We start from the raw sequence: 20,977 nt of genomic DNA, 5'->3' as shown, positions 1-20,977 counted from the left end.
TTGATCCTCAGGCTGTTCGAAGACGTGAGCGAATCCGTTCCCGGTATCCGTCGATGATTTTGCCGAGCCGCTCGATCACGAACTGATGGCGCTCAAGGTCTTCGTCATCGACCTTGCCGTCCTTTTCGAGCTCGCCCGAGAGGGCCATGGCAAACGACAAAAGCGTGGTGACGCTGGCCTGATCGTCGACGCTTTCCGCCTCGATCGGAACGAGCTTCATGCCGACCAAGCCAAGCACGCCGTTCGCGAAGCACCCGTCCCACTCCTTGCAACCGCGTAGGAAAGAGACGACGCCCATATCCGCCGCGCCAGCACGGTACGCCGCGGCACGATCCTCGCTCTTGCCGAGCACGGCGCCGAGGTCGCTGTCCGTTGCGCCATCGCGCTCCTTGATCGCCTTCAGGCTCTCACCGAGCGTATCGAGCATCAAAGACGCGGGAATGGTCCGATAGCGACCGTGGAATTGCGGCGTGGTCATGCCTTACTGCTCTCTGCATGAAGTTGATCATCACCATCGAACGGGACCAGCCCGCTGAAGTGCGCGTCGAAATGACCGCAGTCGGTCTTGCGGCAGACCGAGCAAACGGCGTCGAGCTTCTCGACCAAGTCCGTAATTGCGGGATCCGCCTGAGCGGCGTCGTTCGCGTGTGTCATGGCTTACCGGTCTCCAGCGCGGCGATTGTGGCGGACCGGTCCGCAGCCGTGGCGTCCCGCAGCCTTCAAGCCGTGGCCTACGATCACGCCCAAGCCGACCGATGCTACCGACCAGAAAGCCAGACCTTCAATGACGGCGCTCATGCGGCCCCCCCTTCCGTGGAGAGGCTTGCGGCCCCTCCACGGTCGGCTATCGTCGTGCTTCCACACACCGACGAAGAGGAATCACGTGCCGGACATGAACGATTGGGATCTTCGTCCGAATGGCGACGTGGCTGTGGTGCCGCTGTGCGGATGGCAAACGGCAGCGGCCCCGCTGACCTTACTCTTGCGTCTGAAAACAACAAACAGCGCGGAGCGACTCCAAAAAGAGGATTTCGACAACGTCCAGATTGCTCTGACGATACCGCAAGCCCGCGAGCTCGCGCAGGATCTACTCCGAATGGCTGCGGTCGTGGAAGCTCAGCCGAAGGGCACGATGCAATAGCCATTTCAGCGGCTCCACACAGTGATGAGGGCGGGAAGAGCGAACAGCAGGCCACACAGGGCACCGCGTGCGAATATGAGAGCGCTGCACTTCATGCTGCCTCCTGCACCGAATTGGCCGGCTGGTACGTCGCTATGAAGTCGAGCACGCGGGCGGCAGTCTTAAGCGTCAGCGAGCGCTCAGCCTTCAGATTGGAGACAAGATTTCCATCGCCCAGCGCGAGCCTGCCGAACGTCGTCGGCTTGAGACCATTGGCCTCGCAGAACGCCTCAATTTTTGCCAGGACATCCGCGTCGCTCGCCAGCGTCGTTAGCATGCAGCGGATATAGTCGGATGTTTCCGACTTGTGAAGTAGGAAACTTCAGTCTTTCCGCACTGCCGCCCTTGTGGGAAACGTCCGACATGACGAGTGCCACAAATCTTGAAGGGCCTCGGCTCTATGACGCGCTGATCGCGCTTAAGCCGCCGGAGCTAGCGGAAACCGAATGGGCCGCCGCAGCTGGCGTGAATCGCGGATTCTTTGGCAATCTAAAGACGAAGTCTAAGAATCCGCGGCGCGACACCATAGGCAAGTTGCTCGCGCACATCGGCAAATCGGAAGCGGACCTGGCTCAAAATCCGCCGGTTGCGCCCAAAGCAGGGGGGAGGGTCAGCCAACTAGTAACATGCGACGCTGGGACGATCGACGATAGCACCGTCGACATCATCTCGCTTGACCTTACGCTATCGATGGGACCGGGCACGGTCATCGAAGAGTTCGTTGAGGATGAACCGGTCAAGATGGACTTGGGCTTCGTTCAGGCGATCACCCGTACGCCGTCTGACCGGCTTCGCCTTGTAAAAGGAGTCGGCGACAGCATGGAGCCGACGCTGCGATCGCACGACCGCATCATGGTCGACATCAACGATCGCCAGCTTACGCGGATCAATGGCATTTATTGGATCGACTATTGCGGTTCGCACGGGATCAAACGCCTTCGCCCGGCCGGTCAGGGGCGTGTGATGATCATCTCAGACAACCCCGCCGTTGAAAATTACGAGGTCGGCGCGGACGAGCTGCGGATTGAAGGGCGGGTAATCTGGTTCGCGAGGGAGCTCTAGTGACAGAGGATGACGACCCATTCCCCAATTGGAATTTGCCAGCAACAAAAGGCGATGTGATCAGGTCTATGATTTGGACAAGATCTTTAGTCCGAAGCCTTTACGGAATTATTGTGGCGCAGAAATCAGGCGATATAGAGGAATTTAGAAAAGCTTTCGCTGCGTTCGAGAAAGAGAATGACGAATTTACTGGGACGCTCGATTCAATATCCGGAAGAATACGGTGATGACCGACAACGTCTCTCAGATGGATGCATACCGCAAACTGCAAAGCCGCAACCTGCCGTCGGAACCTGAGCTACCCTTGTATGGCGGGGGCGGAGGTGGCACATCTGGCGGTATGGACCTGATGGACGCCAAGATTTCCGCATCCGAAGCGCGCACCGACACCAAGTTCGCTGAGCTTCGGGGCGACCTCAAGAGTTTTGCGACTAAGGGAACGGTCTGGACAGCGGTAGGCACGGCGTTAGGTATAATGCTAGCGGTAGCGGCCTTGGCCGGTAATCGCTTCGATGCGGGTATGACTATCCGCTCAACCGTTGAAGCGGTGACCGCAGACCAGCGTCGTCGTGACTCCGCTCAGGATGCTAAGCTGGACGAGATATTGAAACGTCTGCCAGCGCAAAAGCCCACTTCGACTACGTCCCCTTCGTCTCTGTAATTGACGTTACGATAGCACGGAAGCGCTTGTGAAACTGGCGTTGGATCTGGGCGTTTTGCCGGTGTATGCAGCAGATATCGTTAGCAATTGTAGGCGTTCAGCACCCCAATAAGCGCGGCCCATCTCGGCGCTTCGATCTGGCCCTCTGTCGCCCAGGCGACCCCCTAGAACTTCGCCCCGAGCCTTCGAATCCGCACGATCCGAGAGCAATCGCCGTGTTCAGCGAACGCGACGTACAGCTCGGGTATATCAGCGCTGAGCGTGCCTCGCTCATTGGTAAGCGGATACGGGATGGTGGCGTGGTTGCAGTGTTCCAAGAAGCAACGCATTGGGGAGCGATCGCGCGCGTGGCGTTTGATGGCCAAGCGCCAGCCTTGCCAGCTGCGCGCATACCCTTCGGAGGCATTCCTGACTTCTACCCTGACGATATCTACCCAGAGGATTAACGTAAGAAATATCCGACTTTTGCGTTGACTAGTAGGAGAAATCCGACTAAGTATATTCCATCAGCCGCACTGACGCGGCGATGGAGATCGACGTGGCATCGCTACCACCCGAAATTACCGAAGAGACCGCGGAGCCGATCGCGTGGGCAGGGGGCAATTGCCCGGTCCCGGCGAACACGCTGGTTCAAGTCCAGTGCGTCTTCGAAACCGAGTTTGATCACAGCCAGCCTGCGCGGAAGGCCTCGGCCTGGGACAAGGCGCGTCGCTGGAACCGCGATCACGGTGATGAGTGCGGGATCACGCACTATGTGATCGTCTCAGGTGACGCGGCATGAACGCGCCACAGCACTCCGCCCAGTTCACTCGTCGACTGCCCACCGTCGTTGAACTCGAACAGACGGTCGAGGCCACTCGCGCCGTTGCCAATCGTCCTGAGCCATTGTGGCTTTCGGCTACGCTGACGCTCGGTGTCGGGATCGTGTTTGTCGCGTTGGTCGTCGCGCGAGCGTGGCTCGGCTGATGCGCGTCGATATCCGCCCGCGCCAGCGCAACAGCTACAAGGCTGACGCCGACCGCCGCTTCCCAACGCACCTCGCCTGGTTGCGCAAGCGTCCGTGCTTGCTCGCCGGTCGCGCGGGACACGTCTGCGAAGGCGTGATGGAGGCCTCGCACTCCGACGCCGACGGCATGAAAGGCGTTTCGCTCAAGTCGCCCGACTATCATGCTGTGCCGCTCTGCTCGGGTGCGCACCGCGAGAAGGACAGCATCGGTCTGCGCACCTGGCAGGCCAAGTATGCCGTCGATCATTTCGAGGCGGGCAGGGCGTACGGTAAGGCATCGCCGCACCGCGCGCGCTGGGCGCATGTCGAGGGCGCGCCGCGGTGATGCGCGATCCGGATCTCGATCTGGCAATCGCCGAGCTGCGTCCAGTCTTCGCCAAGATGCGGGCTGAGCGAGCGAAGCTTCGTCACGAGAAGGTTCGCAACAACCTAAACACGCAGGCGGCAGTGTCGTCGTACGTTCGCGAGCTCGCATCAGAGATCGGGCTCCGCGCCGACCGGATCGGGCTCGATTACGACGCTTTCATCGCGATCCTTGCGACCGACGCAGCCGAGATCAAGCGGTCGCGGATCAACCGCAAGCCGTCCGCCCGCCAGATGACGGTCGCACTCGAAGCGCAACGCAAGGGGTGCGCGGAGCATGTCCGCGTAACCATGGCCGCGCTCGCCCGCGCCGACGCCGATCATCGCGAGGCCGTCCGCCTCGACGCCGCCGCGCGCGAAGCGTGCCGCGCCTACACGGGATATTCCAACTGATGGCCGACACCCCAGAGCCACCGGCGCTGACCGGGCTGGAGGTCAAGATTGCCCTGCAGTCTTGGCCCAAGGTCCGCCCGTCGTATCACGACGTCTGGCAAGGCCGGAAGGTTGAGGGTTCCCCCTGGACCTTGGAACAGATCGCCACGCTCGAGAAGCGCAAGCCAGGCAGCAGCGAGAAGCGGGTGTGGTCGTACGAAGTGCCGCTGCTGATGCCCCGCGCCGATGACCCGTGGGCGCCCTACCGCACCATCTACCTCCGTTGCCCGCTGATCGTGAAATCTCGCGATGGCCGGCGTGTCAAAATCATCACGCCCTCGGGCGAGATCAAATGGACGGACGCCAAGATATGAGCGCTTATCGCAAAGTGGAGGTGGCGACTGGCCACTTCCTGCCCCTTCGCCGCCTCACGACCGTGCCGCCGCGCAACGGCAAGGTGCTATGCCGCCACCGCAACCGTCATCGCCCTCCGTTCGAGATCGAGCAGGATCTCTGGGACGCCGCCACGCCGCATACGCCCGACTTGGGCCCGGTCCGTATGCGGGGTGCGCTGTGAGCGGCCGCTACATGTCGCCGGCTGGTCAGCGCTTCGTGCGCAATGACCGCCAGCACGTCGCCCGCGTGCTCGACGAGCGCGATCGCTTGGACCGCATTGATCCGCTCTGGGTACGCAAGCGTCTCGACCAGCTGCGCGCCGCGCGCGGGGCGGTGCGGCATGCTTGACACCGTGATCTTACCAACAGTTTCCAAGCGTCGTCCGGAGGTTTTCGACCTCTACTTTGAGGTCCTTCCATTCGAGGTTCGTTGGCGCCCGCGATATAAGAATAAATGCGCCCTCAAGATGAAGTTCGGCGCTGGTGATGTCGCCACGTTTCAGCGCTCGTATGGCTTTAGAAATCTGATCTTTGGCCAATTCCTGGCGGTCGGCGGTGCTGAAAAAGTCGATCATGCGAAGGAGCAGTTCGGGTGCGAGACTGCGCTTCTCCGCATCAGAGCGGCATCGGACCCACTCCATCACACTGTCTCTGAGCTCCCAATAACCCGAAACCGTCATGGCCTGTCGCCCTGTTCCGCAAAATTTGCTGTCGCCAACCTCGCTATCAGGAAACCGCTAACTCTAAGCTTAACGACGTTTCTGCCGCGAGACGCCGAAGTCGGTGCTAGCCCATACGTGCGCAACGCTACTGAATTCTCGCTTCTGCCCCGGCGGGGCAGCGGGATGGACTTACATCAGACATTCTTCCGTCCCGCACCGACCGTTGCGCTGTCCCTCGTCGACAAGCGCTTGCAGTTTGCCGGGCATCTCTCGCACCAGGGTTTCCCACTCGGTTGCCGTTCGGCTCTCCCGGCCCCCTCCGAGGGTCTCGTAACTGACGTGCGCGCGAAGACGTTGTGTCGAACTGAAAACGTCGAACTCAACGCCTGCCATTCGCGCCTTCGGTCGGCTGGCGTCGACCGTGTATCCCATCATGGCTCAGTTCCTCCCCGTCGCCCTGCAGGGATAGTGCGCGCCGCTACTCTTGGGTTCAAGGGATCATCCAGTCTCGTTCGCTCCTCAATTAGTGGGAGGCTGCCGGCGATCCCTGCACTGAGGGGGTCGACGAAGTGACCGACCTTTCGACCATCGATTTCGCCGCCGCAGCACCGATCATCAAGCGCTTCGCTAAGGTCGCCGAAGCTTTGGGGCAGGCCGCCGGTGTCGGCGCCATGGAAACGGCCGGAAGCTTCGTCTCCTACCTTGCCGAACATCCGGAGGACATCGAGCCGCTGCTCAGGTTCGGCGCGTCCGAACTGCCTGAGGACTGGATCCACTACGGTTGCCTGACCTGGTTGGGTGCCGACGGCAAGCTCCACCACCCCGCGGAGGTCCGCCGCATCGTCGGCGCGCCCGAGACCCCCGTCTATTTCCGGCATGCCCCGCGCACCGCCGTCCCTCATCGTGGAGACGCGAAGTGATCACCAAAGCCTTGATCTTGAGCCATGCGGCTGCTGTCGGCCTGACCTGCACAGCCGTCGAAGTGGTGCCGCCTGCGTATAACGCAGCCAAAGCGCGGTTCGTGAAGCCCGCCGAACATCGCCGGTCCGCGACGGAGCCGAATACGCACCGCAAGGCCACCGCCGTTCCGGTCTGCCCGCCAGCGGGGATCGCCACTCTCGGCTCTCTCCCTGACCTGTCGCGCCCACTGGTTGCGATGGACAGCGACTTTGAGGACGCGGTCCTGTCCGGCTCGACGATGCAGAGCGCCGCGCGATCGCCGTGGGGTGGTGCTGTCCAAGCATCTGCGATCGGATTCGTCCGGCCGGGCGGGGCAGGCGGGGTCGGTACCGTTCCGCCCGCCGCCGGGACCCCAGGCGCGACGCCGACCGACGAAGCGCCGGTGTCCGCTTTGCCTGAGCCCAAGTCGTGGCTCTTCATGATCGCAGGGGTGATGCTCATCGGGGCAGTGCTGCGCCGCCGCCGTGCAACCGCCGCTCTGGGTGCCGTCGCATGAACGACGCCCTCACCGAGCAGGTCATGCATGTCTTTAGCCGGTTCGATCCGCCTGGATTGTGGGAGAGCGAGCCTCGGTCGAGCAGGTCCGTGATGAAGGGGGCAGGGGAACGATGAAAACGCTCTCGCGCAGCGATCTCTCCGGCATGGAGTGCACCGCCACCTTCTCTGACGATGAGGCTCACCGCTATAGCCTCTCGTGGATCTGGGACCGGGCGCTGCCGCCGCTCGTCGTCTGCATGCTGAACCCGTCGACCGCAACGCACGAAGAGCTCGATCCGACGATCGCTGGCCTCGTTAAGCGGGCACGCGCCTGGGCGTATGGCGGCGTCGTCGTGGTCAACCTCTTCGCGCTCCGCGCCACCGATCCGCGCGTGATGAAGCTGCATCCCGAGCCAATTGGACCGGAGAACGACGAAGCGATCCGGCTTGCGGCGCTGACCTCGGTCGAGCGGAAAGTAGCGCTCGTCGCGGCATGGGGCGCGCATGGGCGACACCTCGATCGCGAGCGCGCCGTGCTAACGTTGCTTACCGCCACCGGCGCCCGCGTCACAGCCTTCCAGATCAACGCGGACGGAACGCCGAAGCACCCGCTTTACGTGGGGCACGATATCATCCCTGAACCTTGGAATGCAGAATGACCCGCGCTCTTGCCGCGCTGCCTGATTGGCCCGCCGCGCTGACCGAATCTGAGGCGCTCGAATACACCCGCGTCAGCGTCGCTCAGATCAAGGAGTGGCGCGACCGCGGCACGGTGCGTTTCGTACCGCGCGGACGCAATGGCGCGGCGATAGCGCGACGCTCCGACCTAGACGCGGCAATGGCGGCGATGTTCGAGAGCGGCTCGGCCACCGGCACGGACGGATGGTTCGACTAATGGCACTCGATCGTCTTCCGGCCTACGTCCGCAAGCTCCGCAATGCGGCCGGTGAGCCCGTCTATTACTGGGAACTGCCCGCATGGGCGCGCCCGGTGAAGGACGAGAAGACCGGGGCAATGGTGCCCGCAATGCGCAACGGCAAGCCGATGCTCCTTGCCTCGGAAAAGCTCGGCTCGGATCTGGCCGAGGTGCATCGCAAAGCGCAGTTGCTGAACGCAGCGCTGACCGACTGGCGCAAGGGCGCGGAAGGGGCTTCGATGGTCCCGGGAAGCGTTGAGTGGCTGTTCCAATGGTACCGCAAGCAGGCGCGCTTCACGTCAAAGAAGGCGAAGACCCGTGCGGATTACGGCAAGCTGATGGATATGCTTGCCGCGCGCGAGACGAAGAAGGGCGCGCCGCCGTTCGGCAAGCGCCGGGCCGCCGACGTTGATGCCGCCGCTGCCGACCGGCTGTACGAAATGCTGCGCGCGGATACCGGGCCGCGCCAGGCGAGCTATGCCATGCAGGTCTGCCGCCTGGTTTGGTCGTGGGCGACGCGACATTACAAGGTGACGGGGGTCAAGGAGAACCCGTTCATGGGAATGGGGCTCACGAGCACTGCCGCCAAGGGCAACCGGGCGACGTCGCGCGCCGAATACACAGCCTACCGTGCGAAGGCCGTCGAGATGGGCTTCCAGTCGATGGCAACCGCCGCCGCGCTGTGCTTCGAGGGATGCCAGCGGGTGTCCGATGCCTTTGGCTATGTCGATCCGGACGCGCCGGACCGCGCCGCCATCGTTTGGGAAGGCTACCAGCCCGGGGTCGAGATCACGCTCGTTCAGTCCAAGACCGGCAACCCCGTGACGCTGCCGCTATTCGAAGAGGTTCCGGGCGAGGGCGGAGGCGTCGAGCGCGTGCCGCTCTATCCTGAACTCGAGGAAGAGCTCGCGCGGTCGCGCGAAGCGACGAGGTCCGCGACCGGCCCGATCGTTGTCGAAGAGCGCAGCGGCAACCGCTACGTCGAGCGGCGCATGTCGAACGTCCATCGCAGGATCTGCGACGCTGCCGGGTTGCCCAAGGACATGACCTTCACCGGCTTTCGGCATGGCGGCATCACCGAGATTGGCGACGCAGGCGAAGACGACGTGCGGCCTGTTTCCGGTCACAAGACGCTCGCTGTCACCCGGATCTACAACAAGGCGAACGCCGAAAAGGCGCGTCGAATCGCTGGCGCAAGACGCCGCCATATCGCCGCGATCGGCGCTCTGGACGAAGCGAGAACGAAATGAGTTTGTCGGAAAGCGTGTCGGAGAACATGTCGGAGCGCTCGCGCGCTTCGGCAGAAAACCTAAGGATTCCAATGTGGAGAATGGTGGACGCACTTGGGCTCGAACCAAGGACCCGCTGATTAAGAGTCAGCTGCTCTACCAACTGAGCTATGCGTCCATTCCCGCTTGGTAGGGACAGTGCCGAAGCGCTGTCGTTGCCGGGAGGCGGTCGGTTAGCAGTGCGCGCGCAGGTTGCAAACCCTTTTTTACACTGCACCGCAAAAAAGTTACCACCGCGCCTCGATTTTGCGGTTCGATCGGTCGATCGACATCAGGATTCCCAGGCACAGCATGAACGTCATCTGGCTCGATCCGCCGTTGCTGATGAGCGGCAGCGGCACGCCCACGACCGGCGCCATGCCCATCACCATCGCCATATTGATCGCCACGTAATAGAAGATCGTCGCGGCGAGCCCCGCGGCGGTCAGCTTGGCGAAGCGGGATTGGGACTGGAGCGCGGTCGATACCCCCCATTGCACGATCAGGACGAAGGCGATGATCAGCAATACGCCGCCGACCAATCCCCACTCCTCCATCATCGTTGCCAAAGCGAAATCGGTATGGCCCTCCGGCAAGTAATCCAGATGGCTCTGGGTGCCGTTGAGGAACCCCTTGCCCAGAATACCGCCCGATCCGATCGCGATCTTCGACTGGCTGATGTGATAGCCGATTCCAAGCGGATCGCTTTCGGGATCGAGGAAGACGAGGATGCGGTTGCGCTGATATTCGTGCAGCACGAAATTGAACGCGATCGGCACCGCCGCTCCGAGCGCGAGCGCGCCCCCAATGAACAGGCGCAGCGGGACACCCGCAAGGAACATCACCGTGATCCCGCCAATCGTGATCATCAACGCAGTGCCGAGGTCGGGCTGTTTCATCACCAGCGCGGCGGGGAGCAGGATCAGGATCGCCGCGGGCCAGATCGCGTTGAACCGCCGAGTTTCATTGGGCGGCAGCATGTCATAAAATTTGGCGCAGGCGAGCACGATGCACGGCTTCATCAGCTCGGACGGTTGCAAGCGCATGAACCCGACGTCGAGCCAGCGCTGGCCGCCGCCGCGCACCGCCCCGACCAGTTCGACCAGCACCAGCATGACGCACAGCAGGACATAGGCAGGCAGCGCACCGGTCTGCCACCAGCGTTCCGGGACGCGCGCCAGGGCTAGCGCGCCGCCCAGCAACATGAAGAAGCGGATCCCCTGCGACATCGCCCACGGCTGGATACTGCCGCCCGCGGCGGAATAGAGGATCAGGAGATCGAAACACCCGATCGCCAGCACCAGCAGAATGATCTTCCACGGCAACTGGATCAGCGGCGCGGGAACGATGCTGCGACTGCTCATTCCAGGTCGTGCTCCGTACTGCCTGACTCGGCCACGGTGTTACCCAGGGCAGCGGAGTTCGCGAGGGCTTCGGCCGAGGCCGCATCGGCCGCCGCTGCAGCGCGCACGGCGGGCGCGTCGGTAGCGGCGGGGACGCCCATCTCGGTCTGGACGCCGGTGGTCGGCTTGGGGGCGTTCGCGGCGCGGTAGGCGGCGCCCTCGGCCGCCATGCGCGTGCGGATATCGCCACCCCATGTCGGTTCGGCTTCGGCGAGCGATGCGATTGCGCGATCTCGGTCGAACAGCCACGTCATGATGTCGCGCCCGATCAACGGGGAATCGAGGTTGCGCACGGTGTGGCCGCCGTGTTCGAGCACGACGCTGGCGGCGTACCGCGGGTTGTCGGCGGGGGCGAAACAGACGAACAACGCGTGATCGCGCAGCTTGAAGGGCAGCGACGCGTTCTTGAGCACGCCGGATCCACGCTCCGCCATCGAGATTCGCCGAACCTGCGCGGTGCCCGTCTTGGCCGCAATCGACACGCCCGGGATCAGCATCCGCGCCGCGCCCCCGGTACCACCTTGGTTGACCACGCCGTACATCGCGTCGCGCACCAGGGCGAGGTGGTCGGGAGAATAGGGCAGGGGGGCTGCACCATGATGGATCTGGCTCGCGAGAATACTCGGTTCGAGGTGTTTCCCCGAAGCGAGCCGCGCCGCCATCACGGCCAATTGCAGCGGATTGGACAGCACATAGCCCTGGCCGATCGATGCGTTCAACGAATCCGCAACGGTCCAATCCGTCTTGTATTTCCGTAGCTTCCAGGCAGGATCTGGCATCGTGCCGTACCGCTGCGACCCAAAGGGCAAGTCGAACTTCTGGCCGAGCCCGACGGTTCGCGCGATCGGTGCGATGCGGTCGTAACCGAGCCGACGGACCATCTCGTAAAAGTAGATGTCGCAGCTCTGCATCACCGCGTTCTTCATATCGAGCGGCCCGTGCCCGCGCTTCTTGTGGCAGTGGAACACGCCGGTGCCGAGCCGCATCGCGCCGGTGCAGTTGATTCGCTGGTTCGGGTCGACCCCGGCTTCCAGCAAAGCGAGCGCGTTCATCGGCTTTACGGTCGATCCGGGCGGATACAGGCCCTGCAGCACCTTGTTCATCAACGGAACATGGTCGTTCTCCGACAGCATCTTCCATTCGAGATGGCTGATCCCATCGGAGAAGGCATTCGGATCGTACGCCGGCATCGAGACCATCGCGAGCATCTCGCCGGTCAGGCAGTCGATGACCACGACCGAGCCCGAGTTGGTCCCCAGCCGCCGCGCGGCATATTCCTGCAAACCGGCATCGATCGTCAGGCGCGCGTTCTGGCCCGGCTGATCGGGCTTTGTCGCGAGTTCGGCGACGAGCTTGCCGCGCGCGGTCACTTCTACGCGTTTCTGCCCGGCGACACCACGGAGAGTCTTTTCCAACGTCTTTTCAAGGCCATCCTTACCGAGCTTGAAACCCGGTGTGACCATCAGCTGATCGTGCGTCTGCTTGTACTGGTCCGCCGAGGCGGCACCGACATAGCCCGTCAGATGGGCAACGGCGGCAGCAGCCGGATAGCTTCGCGAGAAGCCGCGAGTAGGGGCGACGCCGGGCAACTCCGGCAGCCGCACGCTCACCGCGGCGAACCGCTCCCAGTCGAGGTTTTCGGCGACCTGGACTGGCTGGAACCCGGCGGCGTGGCCGAGATCGGCATTGAGCCGTTCCATTTCCTCCGGCGGCAATCGCAGAATGTCGCGCAACAGCGCGAGCACGCGGTCCTTGTCTTCCAACCGGTCGGGAATGATGTCGACGCGGAAATCGGTGCGGTTGTTGGCGATCGGCGCGCCGTGGCGATCGACGATCCAGCCCCGCCGCGGTGGCACCAGCGTCATGTTGACGCGGTTGCTCTCCGACAGATTGGTGTAATGCTCGTTCTCGGCAACCGCGAGCCACGCCATCCGCCCGGCGAGCGCAACCCCGACCGCGCCCTGGCCGACACCCAACAGCACCGCCCGCCGCGAAAAGCTGAAACTTTGTGCGGCTTCGGTCATCATCTTGTTCGAATTGCCGAAGGTCGGCCCGTTCACACCGTTTCCTCCTCGCGCGTGAGCATCGAGCAGATGCGCGTCGCGAGGGGAAACAACAAGGTGGTTACCGCAATCTGGAGCATCAAAAGCGTGTCGACGTGCGCGGCGAGCGGCGAAACGACCAAACGGCCCAGAATCAGGCAGAAACAGATCGATCCGCCCGCGATCAGCCAGTCCTGCCAGAAATCGCGAAACACGATCCGCTGGTCGATCAGATCGATCATGAAGAAGCACAGCGTCCAGAACAGCATCGAATTGCCGAGCGGCTGGCCACTGAGGAGATCGTCGTACAGGCCAAGCGGAAGCGACGCCCATACCGGGAGGCTCAGCGGGCGTGACAACCGCCAGCCGAGTAGCATCAGCAACCCGAGCGGCGGGAATAGTGGGACGTGCGCAATCACCGGCCATACCGCGAAGGTCGACGCGACCAGGACCGACACGGCGGGCACGAAGCGCCCGAAACTCGTGTCAGGTGGCTCGTCGAAGGGACCGCGGATCTGGCTCATCGCGCGACCGGTTTGGACGCGGTCGGCGTGGCCTTGGGCTTGGGTTTGGGGGTCGGTTTGGGCGCGGGCTGCGGCACCGTGAGCGGTGGTGGCGTCGGCATGAAGGCGCGTTGGACCATCGCGTAATCGAGCGTGTCGGGTTGCGCATAGGTCCGCGCGAGCCCGGCCTCGGGACCGCGGCGGATCACGTGCGCCACCGGAATGCCGGGCGGGTAGATCCCGCCGATCCCGGAGCTGACGAACACATCGCCCGGGCCGAATGCGGCGGTGGCGGTCGCGACCGACCGGATGTCGACCAGTCCGTCGCCACGCCCGGCGGCGAGCGCTGGCATCCCGTCACGAGTCCGGCGGACCGGGACGACGCTTTCCGGATCGACCAGCAACAGGACGCGGGCGCTGTTCGGGCCGGTTTCGAGGATTCGCCCGACGAGGCCGTCCGGACCGATGACGGGCTGCCCCGATGCAACCCCTTGCCAGGATCCCGCATTGAGCACCGCGAAGCGGCGCGTGCTGGTTACGGAGGAGCTCACCAGACGCGCGGTCACGACGGGTTCGGCGACCCGTTCGCGCAGCCGCAGCAGCGCCGCGAGACGACGGTTCTCATAGCCAAGCGATCGCGCGCGCATGAACAGTGCGTGTTGGTCGGAGAGTTGCTTGCGCAAGCGCTTGTTCTCGTCGTGCACGCCGAAATAGCTGCCGACGGACCCGGGAATCGCACCGAACCATTGGCCGACCGTGGAGAGCCCCGACGAGACGGGCGTGGTCACTTCCGCAACGGTCGCGCGCAGGACGGCGAACGCAGGCGGATCGATCGCCGACAAGGCAAGCAGCACCGCAGCGACCAGCGAGCCTGCGGCCGCGATCACATATCCAAGGAACAGACCATATTGCGCCCGTCGCGAAAAACCCGGGCGCCGATTACGAGGCGGCGCCATGATACCCCCATCCCAAGGCCCAAGGGCCGCCTGATGCTACGACGTGTAGCGAGGGCCGTCCGCGCTGAGTAGGGGTTCGCGTACCCATCCTGCCCGACAGCCTTGATCGTCCGTGTGTTGCCTCCGCACCGCTCACGCGCTGTGGAGCACACCCCGGTAAATCGGATCCTCGAGCGCACGCCCCGTGCCGAGCGCGACGCAGGTGAGGGGGTCGTCCGCGATCGTCACCGGCAGACCGGTCTCGTCGCGCAGAACCTCGTCGATGCCCTTGAGCAACGCCCCGCCACCGGTGAGCACGATGCCCTGGTCGACGATATCCGCCGCCAGCTCGGGCGCGGTATTCTCGAGCGCGATGCGGACGCCCTCGACGATCTGGCCGACCGGCTCGCTGAGCGCCTCGGCGATCTGGCCCTGGTTGATCTGGATTTCCTTGGGGACGCCGTTGACGAGATCGCGGCCCTTGACGTGGATCGTCAGACCGATCCCGTCGAGCGGCGGCTTGGCGACGCCGACTTCCTGCTTGATCCGCTCCGCGGTCGCATCGCCGATCAGGAGGTTGTGATTGCGACGGACATAGGAGACGATCGCCTCGTCCATCTTGTCACCACCGACGCGGACCGAGGTGGTGTAGGCGAGCCCACGCAGCGACAGCACCGCGACTTCGGTCGTGCCGCCACCGATATCGACGACCATCGAGCCGATCGGCTCGGTGACCGGCATGTCCGCACCGATCGCGGCAGCCATCGGCTCCTCGATCAGCCAAACCTGCGACGCGCCCGCGTTCGACGCCGCATCGCGGATCGCGCGGCGCTCGACCGAGGTCGAGCCCGAGGGAACGCAAATGACGATCTGCGGCCAGCGCATGAAGCGCCGCTGCCCGCCGTGGACCTTACGGATGAAGTGCGCGATCATCTGTTCGGCGACGTCGATGTCGGCGATCACGCCGTCGCGCAACGGGCGGATCGCCTGGATGCTGTCGGGGGTCTTGCCCATCATCAGCTTGGCGTCGTCACCGACGGCCTTGACGCGCTTGACGCCGTTGAGCGTCTCGACCGCGACGACCGAGGGTTCATTGAGCACGATCCCGCGCCCGCGCAGATAGACGACCGTGTTGGCGGTCCCCAAATCGATCGCCATGTCGTGCGAGGAAAAGCGAAAGAGATTCGAGAAAAAGCCCATGGATCGTTCCGTTTCACGCCGGGTGCGGTGGCTTCCGGCAGGTCGCAATTCGCCCCCGCGACGTGCTTATAATCGTGGCTTGCAGAACGACACGCACGCTCTGGTTAAGTCACGGTTACGGCTCGCGGGATGGCGTCGCTTGGGCTAGAGCTTAAGGCATGTCAATACGCCGCCTCCCCGAACATCTCGTCAATCGTATCGCTGCCGGTGAAGTGGTGGAACGGCCAGCCAGCGCGTTGAAGGAGCTGGTCGAGAATGCGATCGACGCAGGCGCGACGCGGATCGCGGTGCGGTTGGGTGGCGGTGGGACCGATCTGGTCGAGGTGACCGACGACGGCTGCGGGATGGCGCCCGACGACATGGCGCTGGCGCTCGAACGGCATGCGACGTCGAAGCTGCCCGACGAGGCGATCGAGGCGGTCAGCACGCTCGGATTTCGCGGCGAGGCGTTGCCCTCGATCGCGAGCGTCGCGCGGATGACGCTCGAGAGTCGCGTTCCTGGCGCGGAGGGTTGGTCCAGGATCGTCGACAACGGCGTGCTTGTCGCGGAAGGCCCCGCCGCGATCCCACCCGGGACTCGCGTCCGGGTCGAGGCGCTGTTCGAGCGCGTCCCGGCGCGGCGCAAGTTCCTCCGCTCGCCCCGCGCCGAATTCGCGGCGTGCATGGATGTCGTCCGTCGGCTGGCGATGGCGCGGCCCGACATCGGTTTTTCGGTCGAGCATGATGGGCGGCGGTCGCTGTCGGTCAGCGCGGACGAAACGCTCCCCGATCGAGTCGCCGCGCTGACCGACCGCGGGCTCATCGCCAATGGGGTAGGGGTCGACTTCGTGCGCGAGGGGATCGGCCTCGGCGGCATCGCCGGATTGCCGACCTTCAACCGCGGGATCGCCGACCATCAATATCTGTTCGTCAACGGGCGCCCGGTGAAGGACCGCCTGCTGATCGGCGCGATCCGCGGGGCCTATGCCGAGATGATGCCACGCGATCGGCATGCGGTGGTGGCGCTGTTCCTCGACGTCCCGCCCGATGCGGTCGACGTCAACGTCCACCCCGCCAAGACCGAAGTCCGGTTTCGCGACCCGGCGCTGGTGCGCGGGTTGATCGTCAGCGGGTTGCGGAGGGCGCTGGACGAGGCGGGGCACCGCAGCCAGCGCCCGACCGAAAGCGCGCTCGCCGCGTGGACAACCGAAAATAGCCCCTCCCCCTCGGGGGAGGGGTTGGGGTGGGGCAGTCCAGCAGAACTGGCTCTCGGTGAGACACGCCCCACCCCCAACCCAGTTTCAGGTCGGTCAGGCTCCCAGCCTGACCTGAATAGCCCGGGGGGCTATTCACCCGAAACTCCTAAAGGGGAGGGGCTTAGTATCGACCAACGCTCCTATTCACTCAACGACCGCCGCACCTTCTTCACCCCACCCCCACTAGCCCGCGCCGAACCCGCCTACGCCCCGCCCCCGGAAACCGTCGATTACCCCCTCGGCGTCGCCCGCGGCCAGGTCGCCAAGACCTACATCGTCGCCGAAGCACAGGACGGCCTCATCCTCGTCGACCAACACGCCGCGCATGAACGGCTCGTGCTCGAACGGATGCGCAAGGCGATGGCCGACGGCGGAGTCGCCAGCCAAGCGCTGCTCCTCCCCGAAGTGATCGAGCTCGACGAAACCGCCTGCGACCGGCTCGAAGCACGCGCCGCCGAACTGAGTGAGTTCGGCCTCGACCTCGATCGCTTCGGCCCGCGCGCGATGCTGGTGCGCGGCGTGCCCGCGATGCTCGGCCAAAGCGACGTCACCGGCCTGGTCACGGACCTCGCCGACGAACTCGCCGCATTTGACGAGGCGCTATCCTTGCGTGAGCGTCTGGATCATGTCGCCGCGACGATGGCGTGCCACGGATCGGTGCGGGCAGGGCGAATCCTGTCGGTCGCCGAGATGAACGCGCTGCTCCGCGAGATGGAAGTGACGCCGCATTCGGGCCAGTGCAATCACGGCCGCCCAACCTGGGTGAAGCTGGCGCATGGCGATATCGAACGCCTCTTCGGGCGGAAGTAGCAAGGCAATCTACCGCCCGTTCGTTTAGCGGCGAACACCGAGCCCACCCGTTCTCGACTCCCTCACCACGAACGGGAAGCGGAAAGATGAAACCCAGCGTTTCGTTCATCGTGCGGAAACAAACCCAGCTCTGCGCATTGACACGACAACAGCCTCCATCGTCGTATCGGACCGCCCCATGACCAAAGTTCTCCCCGTCGTCTTCGCGCTCATCCCGCTCGCCGCGTTGGTAGGTGCATGCGCCGTCACCGGCTGAACACCGTCGCTGTTCTACACGCGCGGATGACGGCATCTTGTCGCCTGGCTCTTTGACAGCATCGGCAGCCCTGTCGATCGACCCATGCCGGCGGTGATCGCATTGCGTTTCCGCCTGACCTTAGCCTAACCTTCCGCATCGTCGCCAAACCAAAAAGGGCCGCCCGGATCACTCCGGACGGCCCTTTTTGTATCGCTAACGAAGACGTTAGGCCGCGGCAGGTGCCTCGGCGTCGTCCTGGTTCGAAGAGACCTCAGCGGTCGCGCCGGGCTCTGCGTTGGGATCGTAATCCTCAACGAAGCCAGCCTCGTCCTTTTCGAACATGGCTTCCATGACGTTGACGCCCTCGGCCTGCATTTTCGCCTCTTCGGGCGAGCGTGCAATGTTGACCTTGATCGTCACCGACACTTCCGGGTGCAGCGAAACCTTGACCTCATAGAGGCCAATCGCCTTGATCGGCTTGTTGAGCACGATCGCCGACTTCGACACCTTGTGGCCCTCGGCCTCGAGGATCTCGATCAGATCGCGAACCGCAACCGAGCCGTACAGCTGGCCGGTGTTCGACGCCTGACGGATCAACGTCACGGTCGTGCCGTCGATCGTCTTGGCTTCGACTTCCGCTTCCGAACGACGCGCTGCGTTCTCGGCAACGATGTTCTCGCGGTTCTTCTCGAAGACCTTGCGGTTGGCTTCGTTGGAGCGAAGCGCCTTCTTGTTCGGCAGGAGGAAGTTACGGGCGAACCCGTCCTTCACCTTGACGACGTCGCCGATGTTGCCGAGCTTGTCGACGCGTTCCAGCAGGATGACATCCATCTCAGCCGCTCCTTACTTAACGATGTAGGGCAGAAGGCCCAGATGACGCGAACGCTTGATCGCCTGGGCGAGCTCGCGCTGCTTCTTTGCGCTCACCGAAGTGATACGCGACGGGACGATCTTGCCACGCTCGGACACGAAGCCCTGGAGCAACCGGACGTCTTTGTAATCGATCCGGGGAGCGTCTTTTGCGGAGAACGGGCAGCTCTTGCGGCGGCGGAAAAATGGGCGTGCCATGGTCTATAGCTCCTTATTCGCCGTCGAAGTCACGACGCGGGCGGTCGCCGCGGTCAGGACGATCACCGCGGCCTTCACGGCCACCCTCACGGTCGCCACGACGCTCGCGGTCGCGCTCGGACTTGCGCATCATCACGGTCGGGCCCTCTTCGAGCGCGTCGACCTTGACGGTCATGTAGCGGATGATGTCTTCGTTGATCTGCGTCTGGCGCTCGAGCTCGGCGACGACACCGGCAGGGGCGTCGATTTCGAGCATCACATAATGCGCCTTGCGGTTCTTGGCGATCTTGTACGCCAGGCTACGCAGACCCCAGCTCTCGGTCTTGACGACCCGGCCTTCGTTATCATTTACGATCTTGGTGGCGATTTCCGCCAGGGCGTCCACCTGCGCTTGTGCCAGATCCTGGCGCGCAAGGAACACGTGCTCGTATAGAGCCATGTGTCTCGTCTCTCTGTTTTGGCCGATCGCTGACGTCGCACCATGCGAACGCCCCTCCGGCTGTCGTCTCAGGGATTACATACGACGACCATCACTGGCCGCAGCACGGGCGAGCCCATTGCCCGATCATCGATTGAAACGCAAGCGCCATGACGATCGAGAGATCGTCGGTCGGTGAAACCCGCCAAACCCTATGTCCGTGCGAATACATCATAATCGGAGCCGATTACAGAACCTCTCCTCCATCCTTAGTATGAGCAATACACGATCTGCCGTATTTTTGTTTAACCATCGAGAATGTAAGAGATGAAAGCAGGAGGGTTCCTTTAATGATCCTACTAATTAAGCTCTTCGCCGCTACGACACTTTTCTCGGTGGGATTTGTCGTTGGCTGTTTCTGGAGTACAAACTTCGTGCGGGACAGGATGGAGCGCAACACTGCGCTGGGCAGCGGTAAACATGGCGTAGAACCGCAGCATATGCGGTCGAACGAGCCGGTTTTGTCGTTCGCTGGTCGAGAAAGGACTTCGGGACAATGACGGCAAGAGTCGCAATGCGATCGGATACCTTGCAGCTTTACCAAGCGTGTAACATCCACGCCCCCGTGTCGGACCGGTATCTGGCCACGTTCGATCTGGATGCGGACGGCGTCTTGCTTGGATGCAATGCGGTTGGGCAGCACATGCTCGATCGTGGGAATGTGCTGCTTGGTTCGCTCCATCACGCGATAACCTGGGCATCAGGCGACTTGGCCGAGAAGATGAACGCCGCGCTGACCGAACGGGCGGGGGACGTCCTTCTTGTTTCCGTGATGGACACGAGCGGGGGCGCGACATGCGATCCTCGTCGCCCGTGAAACCGGGATCGGCACGTTCCGCACCTCGACCCGGACCCGGGTGGTCGTGCGAGATCTTTTGGCGTGGGCGGAAGCCGAGATTCTCGTTCCGTCCCGCGTCTATCTGCTCACCGCAAGTGAGACATCGCTGGCGCAGAGTCTGGTGGTTGGCCGGTCGCTGACGATGCACGCAAAGCTTCGCGGATCGGTCGTCGCGACCGTGCGGAAGCAATTGTCTGCGATCTTCGCCAAGACGGGGACAAGCCGCCAGGTCGAACTTGTCGCAACGTTGCTGGCGACCGCAGCGCTCCACGACCCGTGGGCGACGGACGCACCGGCCCCGTCGTTCCCCGCAACCGGACCGCTCGACCGGACCATCGCACGACGCGCGACTGTGCGGGTGAGCCACTAATCGGCTCACCCGCGTATTCGTAAAGTGCCAACATCATTCGATCGCTAGCCGCCGGATCAGTTGAACGCTCCGGCGAGGACGGCACCGATGATCCCGCCGGACACCGCGATCAGGACGGCATCGTTCCCGGAACGGACCCAACGGTAGCCGCGCGGTGGGGCGTAAAGGCGACGTCCGCGATACGCCCGCCAATCGTTGATTTCGCGGTAATTCGATGCGTAGCGTCGATCGAACCGTTGGCCCCTGGCCCAGCGACGGTGGTTCTGCGCGACGTTGCGGCGATTGACCGTCGTGCGCTTGGTGACGACCGTCCCGTTTGGGCGCTCGCGGACAACCGTGGTCGTCTGGCGCTGCTGCTGCGCTTCGGCGCTGGTTGCGGCGATCGGACTTGCGGCGGCGGCCGTGGCGAGGATCGCGATGATCATCTTTCTCATGAAGAACTCCTGTGTTTCGACGGCGCCTTGCTCCCGGCGTCGGCTCCTATGTGGAAGGCGTTTGTCGCGCATCGGTGCCGTCAGGCGCGTCAAAGGGTCGC

33 protein-coding genes and 1 tRNA gene are annotated in these 20,977 nt (G+C 63.6%); 19 read left to right on the top strand and 15 right to left on the bottom strand.

All coding sequences use genetic code 11. The annotated features are described in order from the left end of the window. Positions 1–7 precede the first annotated feature (7 nt). The 3 genes from ABIC16_RS11205 to ABIC16_RS11195 are packed head-to-tail and all read right to left on the bottom strand — an operon-like array spanning position 8 to position 798. Positions 8–427 (bottom strand): hypothetical protein, encoded by a 420-nt coding sequence (locus ABIC16_RS11205; protein ID WP_354291149.1) that lies wholly within the window; start codon positions 425–427, stop codon positions 8–10. Positions 428–474: 47 nt separating this feature from the next. Continuing rightward, entirely contained in the window at positions 475–654 is a 180-nt protein-coding gene (locus ABIC16_RS11200) for a hypothetical protein (RefSeq protein WP_354291148.1), read from the bottom strand. Between the two features lie 3 nt (positions 655–657). Then, on the bottom strand, positions 658–798 hold the full coding sequence (locus tag ABIC16_RS11195; protein WP_354291147.1) for a hypothetical protein: 141 nt from the start codon (positions 796–798) through the stop codon (positions 658–660). Positions 799–892: 94 nt separating this feature from the next. Here ABIC16_RS11195 and ABIC16_RS11190 point away from each other — a divergent pair, with 94 nt between their 5' ends. Further along, positions 893–1,141 carry a hypothetical protein gene (locus tag ABIC16_RS11190; RefSeq protein WP_354291146.1) on the top strand — a complete coding sequence of 83 codons (249 nt, stop codon included), beginning with the start codon at positions 893–895 and terminating at the stop codon, positions 1,139–1,141. Between the two features lie 91 nt (positions 1,142–1,232). On the opposite strand, the gene ABIC16_RS11185 is transcribed toward ABIC16_RS11190, so the two are convergent. Beyond that, positions 1,233–1,457: a hypothetical protein gene (locus tag ABIC16_RS11185; RefSeq protein WP_354291145.1), complete on the bottom strand. Its 225-nt coding sequence runs from the start codon at positions 1,455–1,457 to the stop codon at positions 1,233–1,235. An 86-nt stretch (positions 1,458–1,543) separates the two neighbouring features. On the opposite strand from ABIC16_RS11185, the gene ABIC16_RS11180 reads away from it, so the two are divergent. From ABIC16_RS11180 to ABIC16_RS11135, 10 genes are all read left to right on the top strand, one after another. Further along, positions 1,544–2,242 carry a S24 family peptidase gene (locus ABIC16_RS11180; protein ID WP_354291144.1) on the top strand — a complete coding sequence of 233 codons (699 nt, stop codon included), beginning with the start codon at positions 1,544–1,546 and terminating at the stop codon, positions 2,240–2,242. Positions 2,243–2,468: 226 nt separating this feature from the next. Then, complete coding sequence (locus ABIC16_RS11175) at positions 2,469–2,903, top strand: hypothetical protein (protein ID WP_354291143.1); 435 nt, start codon at positions 2,469–2,471, stop codon at positions 2,901–2,903. A gap of 65 nt (positions 2,904–2,968) precedes the next feature. Further along, entirely contained in the window at positions 2,969–3,349 is a 381-nt protein-coding gene (locus ABIC16_RS11170; RefSeq protein WP_354291142.1) for an HIRAN domain-containing protein, read from the top strand. 92 nt (positions 3,350–3,441) lie between these two features. Continuing rightward, positions 3,442–3,684, top strand: coding sequence for a hypothetical protein (locus ABIC16_RS11165; RefSeq protein ID WP_354291141.1), 243 nt, complete (start codon positions 3,442–3,444; stop codon positions 3,682–3,684). After that, complete coding sequence (locus ABIC16_RS11160) at positions 3,681–3,869, top strand: hypothetical protein (protein ID WP_354291140.1); 189 nt, start codon at positions 3,681–3,683, stop codon at positions 3,867–3,869. The genes ABIC16_RS11165 and ABIC16_RS11160 overlap by 4 nt, the downstream gene beginning before the upstream one ends. After that, on the top strand, positions 3,869–4,234 hold the full coding sequence (locus ABIC16_RS11155) for a hypothetical protein (RefSeq protein WP_354291139.1): 366 nt from the start codon (positions 3,869–3,871) through the stop codon (positions 4,232–4,234). The genes ABIC16_RS11160 and ABIC16_RS11155 overlap by 1 nt, the downstream gene beginning before the upstream one ends. Further along, entirely contained in the window at positions 4,231–4,665 is a 435-nt protein-coding gene (locus tag ABIC16_RS11150; RefSeq protein ID WP_354291138.1) for a hypothetical protein, read from the top strand. Before ABIC16_RS11155 ends, ABIC16_RS11150 begins: the two co-directional genes overlap by 4 nt. Further along, on the top strand, positions 4,665–5,018 hold the full coding sequence (locus ABIC16_RS11145) for a hypothetical protein (protein ID WP_354291137.1): 354 nt from the start codon (positions 4,665–4,667) through the stop codon (positions 5,016–5,018). The genes ABIC16_RS11150 and ABIC16_RS11145 overlap by 1 nt, the downstream gene beginning before the upstream one ends. Then, the gene (locus ABIC16_RS11140) at positions 5,015–5,221 is read left to right on the top strand and encodes a hypothetical protein (RefSeq protein WP_354291136.1); all 207 of its coding nucleotides are present in this window, start codon (positions 5,015–5,017) and stop codon (positions 5,219–5,221) included. The genes ABIC16_RS11145 and ABIC16_RS11140 overlap by 4 nt, the downstream gene beginning before the upstream one ends. Further along, on the top strand, positions 5,218–5,388 hold the full coding sequence (locus tag ABIC16_RS11135) for a hypothetical protein (RefSeq protein WP_354291135.1): 171 nt from the start codon (positions 5,218–5,220) through the stop codon (positions 5,386–5,388). Before ABIC16_RS11140 ends, ABIC16_RS11135 begins: the two co-directional genes overlap by 4 nt. Positions 5,389–5,398: 10 nt before the next feature. On the opposite strand, the gene ABIC16_RS11130 is transcribed toward ABIC16_RS11135, so the two are convergent. Then, on the bottom strand, positions 5,399–5,614 hold the full coding sequence (locus tag ABIC16_RS11130; protein WP_354291134.1) for a hypothetical protein: 216 nt from the start codon (positions 5,612–5,614) through the stop codon (positions 5,399–5,401). 656 nt (positions 5,615–6,270) lie between these two features. On the opposite strand from ABIC16_RS11130, the gene ABIC16_RS11125 reads away from it, so the two are divergent. The 5 genes from ABIC16_RS11125 to ABIC16_RS11105 all read left to right on the top strand — a co-directional run bounded on the left by ABIC16_RS11125 (position 6,271) and on the right by ABIC16_RS11105 (position 9,304). Beyond that, positions 6,271–6,621, top strand: coding sequence for a hypothetical protein (locus ABIC16_RS11125; RefSeq protein WP_354291133.1), 351 nt, complete (start codon positions 6,271–6,273; stop codon positions 6,619–6,621). Then, positions 6,618–7,157: a hypothetical protein gene (locus ABIC16_RS11120; protein WP_354291132.1), complete on the top strand. Its 540-nt coding sequence runs from the start codon at positions 6,618–6,620 to the stop codon at positions 7,155–7,157. The genes ABIC16_RS11125 and ABIC16_RS11120 overlap by 4 nt, the downstream gene beginning before the upstream one ends. A gap of 112 nt (positions 7,158–7,269) precedes the next feature. Beyond that, positions 7,270–7,797 carry a DUF1643 domain-containing protein gene (locus ABIC16_RS11115; RefSeq protein ID WP_354291131.1) on the top strand — a complete coding sequence of 176 codons (528 nt, stop codon included), beginning with the start codon at positions 7,270–7,272 and terminating at the stop codon, positions 7,795–7,797. Then, entirely contained in the window at positions 7,794–8,033 is a 240-nt protein-coding gene (locus tag ABIC16_RS11110; RefSeq protein WP_354291130.1) for a hypothetical protein, read from the top strand. Before ABIC16_RS11115 ends, ABIC16_RS11110 begins: the two co-directional genes overlap by 4 nt. Beyond that, on the top strand, positions 8,033–9,304 hold the full coding sequence (locus ABIC16_RS11105; protein WP_354291129.1) for a site-specific integrase: 1,272 nt from the start codon (positions 8,033–8,035) through the stop codon (positions 9,302–9,304). The genes ABIC16_RS11110 and ABIC16_RS11105 overlap by 1 nt, the downstream gene beginning before the upstream one ends. An 81-nt stretch (positions 9,305–9,385) precedes the next feature. Here the strand turns inward: ABIC16_RS11105 and ABIC16_RS11100 are convergent. The 6 genes from ABIC16_RS11100 to ABIC16_RS11075 all read right to left on the bottom strand — a co-directional run bounded on the left by ABIC16_RS11100 (position 9,386) and on the right by ABIC16_RS11075 (position 15,405). After that, positions 9,386–9,461: transfer RNA gene (locus ABIC16_RS11100), tRNA-Lys, on the bottom strand. Positions 9,462–9,570: 109 nt separating this feature from the next. Further along, on the bottom strand, positions 9,571–10,686 hold the full coding sequence (gene rodA, locus ABIC16_RS11095; protein ID WP_277969255.1) for a rod shape-determining protein RodA: 1,116 nt from the start codon (positions 10,684–10,686) through the stop codon (positions 9,571–9,573). Continuing rightward, a complete protein-coding gene (mrdA, locus tag ABIC16_RS11090; protein ID WP_354292308.1) occupies positions 10,683–12,752 on the bottom strand; it encodes a penicillin-binding protein 2 in 2,070 nt (689 codons plus the stop codon). Before mrdA ends, rodA begins: the two co-directional genes overlap by 4 nt. A 29-nt stretch (positions 12,753–12,781) precedes the next feature. Continuing rightward, entirely contained in the window at positions 12,782–13,291 is a 510-nt protein-coding gene (gene mreD / locus ABIC16_RS11085) for a rod shape-determining protein MreD (RefSeq protein WP_354291128.1), read from the bottom strand. Continuing rightward, complete coding sequence (locus ABIC16_RS11080; RefSeq protein WP_354291127.1) at positions 13,288–14,226, bottom strand: rod shape-determining protein MreC; 939 nt, start codon at positions 14,224–14,226, stop codon at positions 13,288–13,290. The genes mreD and ABIC16_RS11080 overlap by 4 nt, the downstream gene beginning before the upstream one ends. A 132-nt stretch (positions 14,227–14,358) precedes the next feature. Further along, positions 14,359–15,405: a rod shape-determining protein gene (locus tag ABIC16_RS11075; RefSeq protein ID WP_010163754.1), complete on the bottom strand. Its 1,047-nt coding sequence runs from the start codon at positions 15,403–15,405 to the stop codon at positions 14,359–14,361. 158 nt (positions 15,406–15,563) lie between these two features. Between ABIC16_RS11075 and mutL the strand changes: the two genes are divergently transcribed. Further along, complete coding sequence (gene mutL / locus ABIC16_RS11070) at positions 15,564–17,450, top strand: DNA mismatch repair endonuclease MutL (RefSeq protein WP_354291126.1); 1,887 nt, start codon at positions 15,564–15,566, stop codon at positions 17,448–17,450. 463 nt (positions 17,451–17,913) lie between these two features. On the opposite strand, the gene rplI is transcribed toward mutL, so the two are convergent. From rplI to rpsF, 3 genes are read right to left on the bottom strand one after another with little or no spacing between them, the layout of a single operon-like run. Beyond that, complete coding sequence (gene rplI / locus ABIC16_RS11065) at positions 17,914–18,519, bottom strand: 50S ribosomal protein L9 (RefSeq protein ID WP_354291125.1); 606 nt, start codon at positions 18,517–18,519, stop codon at positions 17,914–17,916. Between the two features lie 12 nt (positions 18,520–18,531). Further along, a complete protein-coding gene (gene rpsR / locus ABIC16_RS11060; RefSeq protein ID WP_010163758.1) occupies positions 18,532–18,756 on the bottom strand; it encodes a 30S ribosomal protein S18 in 225 nt (74 codons plus the stop codon). A 13-nt stretch (positions 18,757–18,769) separates the two neighbouring features. Continuing rightward, positions 18,770–19,195 (bottom strand): 30S ribosomal protein S6, encoded by a 426-nt coding sequence (gene rpsF, locus ABIC16_RS11055; RefSeq protein ID WP_277971201.1) that lies wholly within the window; start codon positions 19,193–19,195, stop codon positions 18,770–18,772. A gap of 553 nt (positions 19,196–19,748) precedes the next feature. On the opposite strand from rpsF, the gene ABIC16_RS11050 reads away from it, so the two are divergent. Both ABIC16_RS11050 and ABIC16_RS11045 read left to right on the top strand, forming a co-directional pair. After that, complete coding sequence (locus ABIC16_RS11050; RefSeq protein ID WP_354291124.1) at positions 19,749–20,051, top strand: hypothetical protein; 303 nt, start codon at positions 19,749–19,751, stop codon at positions 20,049–20,051. Positions 20,052–20,097: 46 nt separating this feature from the next. Next, complete coding sequence (locus tag ABIC16_RS11045; protein WP_354291123.1) at positions 20,098–20,442, top strand: hypothetical protein; 345 nt, start codon at positions 20,098–20,100, stop codon at positions 20,440–20,442. Positions 20,443–20,498: 56 nt separating this feature from the next. On the opposite strand, the gene ABIC16_RS11040 is transcribed toward ABIC16_RS11045, so the two are convergent. Next, a complete protein-coding gene (locus tag ABIC16_RS11040; RefSeq protein ID WP_354291122.1) occupies positions 20,499–20,876 on the bottom strand; it encodes an RcnB family protein in 378 nt (125 codons plus the stop codon). Positions 20,877–20,977 lie beyond the last annotated feature (101 nt).

This window comes from Sphingomonas sp. PvP055 (assembly GCF_040546365.1).
GTDB lineage: Bacteria > Pseudomonadota > Alphaproteobacteria > Sphingomonadales > Sphingomonadaceae > Sphingomonas > Sphingomonas echinoides_A.
This window is presented reverse-complemented; position numbering and strand designations above follow the sequence as displayed.

Coding starts and splice junctions, on each gene's coding strand:
- ABIC16_RS11205 (WP_354291149.1), bottom strand. CDS start 427: ATGCTCGATACGCTCGGTGAGAGCCTGAAGGCGATCAAGGAGCGCGAT.
- ABIC16_RS11200 (WP_354291148.1), bottom strand. CDS start 654: ATGACACACGCGAACGACGCCGCTCAGGCGGATCCCGCAATTACGGAC.
- ABIC16_RS11195 (WP_354291147.1), bottom strand. CDS start 798: ATGAGCGCCGTCATTGAAGGTCTGGCTTTCTGGTCGGTAGCATCGGTC.
- ABIC16_RS11190 (WP_354291146.1), top strand. CDS start 893: ATGAACGATTGGGATCTTCGTCCGAATGGCGACGTGGCTGTGGTGCCG.
- ABIC16_RS11185 (WP_354291145.1), bottom strand. CDS start 1,457: ATGCTAACGACGCTGGCGAGCGACGCGGATGTCCTGGCAAAAATTGAG.
- ABIC16_RS11180 (WP_354291144.1), top strand. CDS start 1,544: ATGACGAGTGCCACAAATCTTGAAGGGCCTCGGCTCTATGACGCGCTG.
- ABIC16_RS11175 (WP_354291143.1), top strand. CDS start 2,469: ATGACCGACAACGTCTCTCAGATGGATGCATACCGCAAACTGCAAAGC.
- ABIC16_RS11170 (WP_354291142.1), top strand. CDS start 2,969: ATGCAGCAGATATCGTTAGCAATTGTAGGCGTTCAGCACCCCAATAAG.
- ABIC16_RS11160 (WP_354291140.1), top strand. CDS start 3,681: ATGAACGCGCCACAGCACTCCGCCCAGTTCACTCGTCGACTGCCCACC.
- ABIC16_RS11155 (WP_354291139.1), top strand. CDS start 3,869: ATGCGCGTCGATATCCGCCCGCGCCAGCGCAACAGCTACAAGGCTGAC.
- ABIC16_RS11145 (WP_354291137.1), top strand. CDS start 4,665: ATGGCCGACACCCCAGAGCCACCGGCGCTGACCGGGCTGGAGGTCAAG.
- ABIC16_RS11140 (WP_354291136.1), top strand. CDS start 5,015: ATGAGCGCTTATCGCAAAGTGGAGGTGGCGACTGGCCACTTCCTGCCC.
- ABIC16_RS11130 (WP_354291134.1), bottom strand. CDS start 5,614: ATGATCGACTTTTTCAGCACCGCCGACCGCCAGGAATTGGCCAAAGAT.
- ABIC16_RS11115 (WP_354291131.1), top strand. CDS start 7,270: ATGAAAACGCTCTCGCGCAGCGATCTCTCCGGCATGGAGTGCACCGCC.
- ABIC16_RS11110 (WP_354291130.1), top strand. CDS start 7,794: ATGACCCGCGCTCTTGCCGCGCTGCCTGATTGGCCCGCCGCGCTGACC.
- ABIC16_RS11105 (WP_354291129.1), top strand. CDS start 8,033: ATGGCACTCGATCGTCTTCCGGCCTACGTCCGCAAGCTCCGCAATGCG.
- rodA (WP_277969255.1), bottom strand. CDS start 10,686: ATGAGCAGTCGCAGCATCGTTCCCGCGCCGCTGATCCAGTTGCCGTGG.
- mrdA (WP_354292308.1), bottom strand. CDS start 12,752: ATGATGACCGAAGCCGCACAAAGTTTCAGCTTTTCGCGGCGGGCGGTG.
- mreD (WP_354291128.1), bottom strand. CDS start 13,291: ATGAGCCAGATCCGCGGTCCCTTCGACGAGCCACCTGACACGAGTTTC.
- ABIC16_RS11080 (WP_354291127.1), bottom strand. CDS start 14,226: ATGGCGCCGCCTCGTAATCGGCGCCCGGGTTTTTCGCGACGGGCGCAA.
- ABIC16_RS11075 (WP_010163754.1), bottom strand. CDS start 15,405: ATGGGCTTTTTCTCGAATCTCTTTCGCTTTTCCTCGCACGACATGGCG.
- mutL (WP_354291126.1), top strand. CDS start 15,564: ATGTCAATACGCCGCCTCCCCGAACATCTCGTCAATCGTATCGCTGCC.
- rplI (WP_354291125.1), bottom strand. CDS start 18,519: ATGGATGTCATCCTGCTGGAACGCGTCGACAAGCTCGGCAACATCGGC.
- rpsR (WP_010163758.1), bottom strand. CDS start 18,756: ATGGCACGCCCATTTTTCCGCCGCCGCAAGAGCTGCCCGTTCTCCGCA.
- rpsF (WP_277971201.1), bottom strand. CDS start 19,195: ATGGCTCTATACGAGCACGTGTTCCTTGCGCGCCAGGATCTGGCACAA.
- ABIC16_RS11050 (WP_354291124.1), top strand. CDS start 19,749: ATGCGATCGGATACCTTGCAGCTTTACCAAGCGTGTAACATCCACGCC.
- ABIC16_RS11040 (WP_354291122.1), bottom strand. CDS start 20,876: ATGAGAAAGATGATCATCGCGATCCTCGCCACGGCCGCCGCCGCAAGT.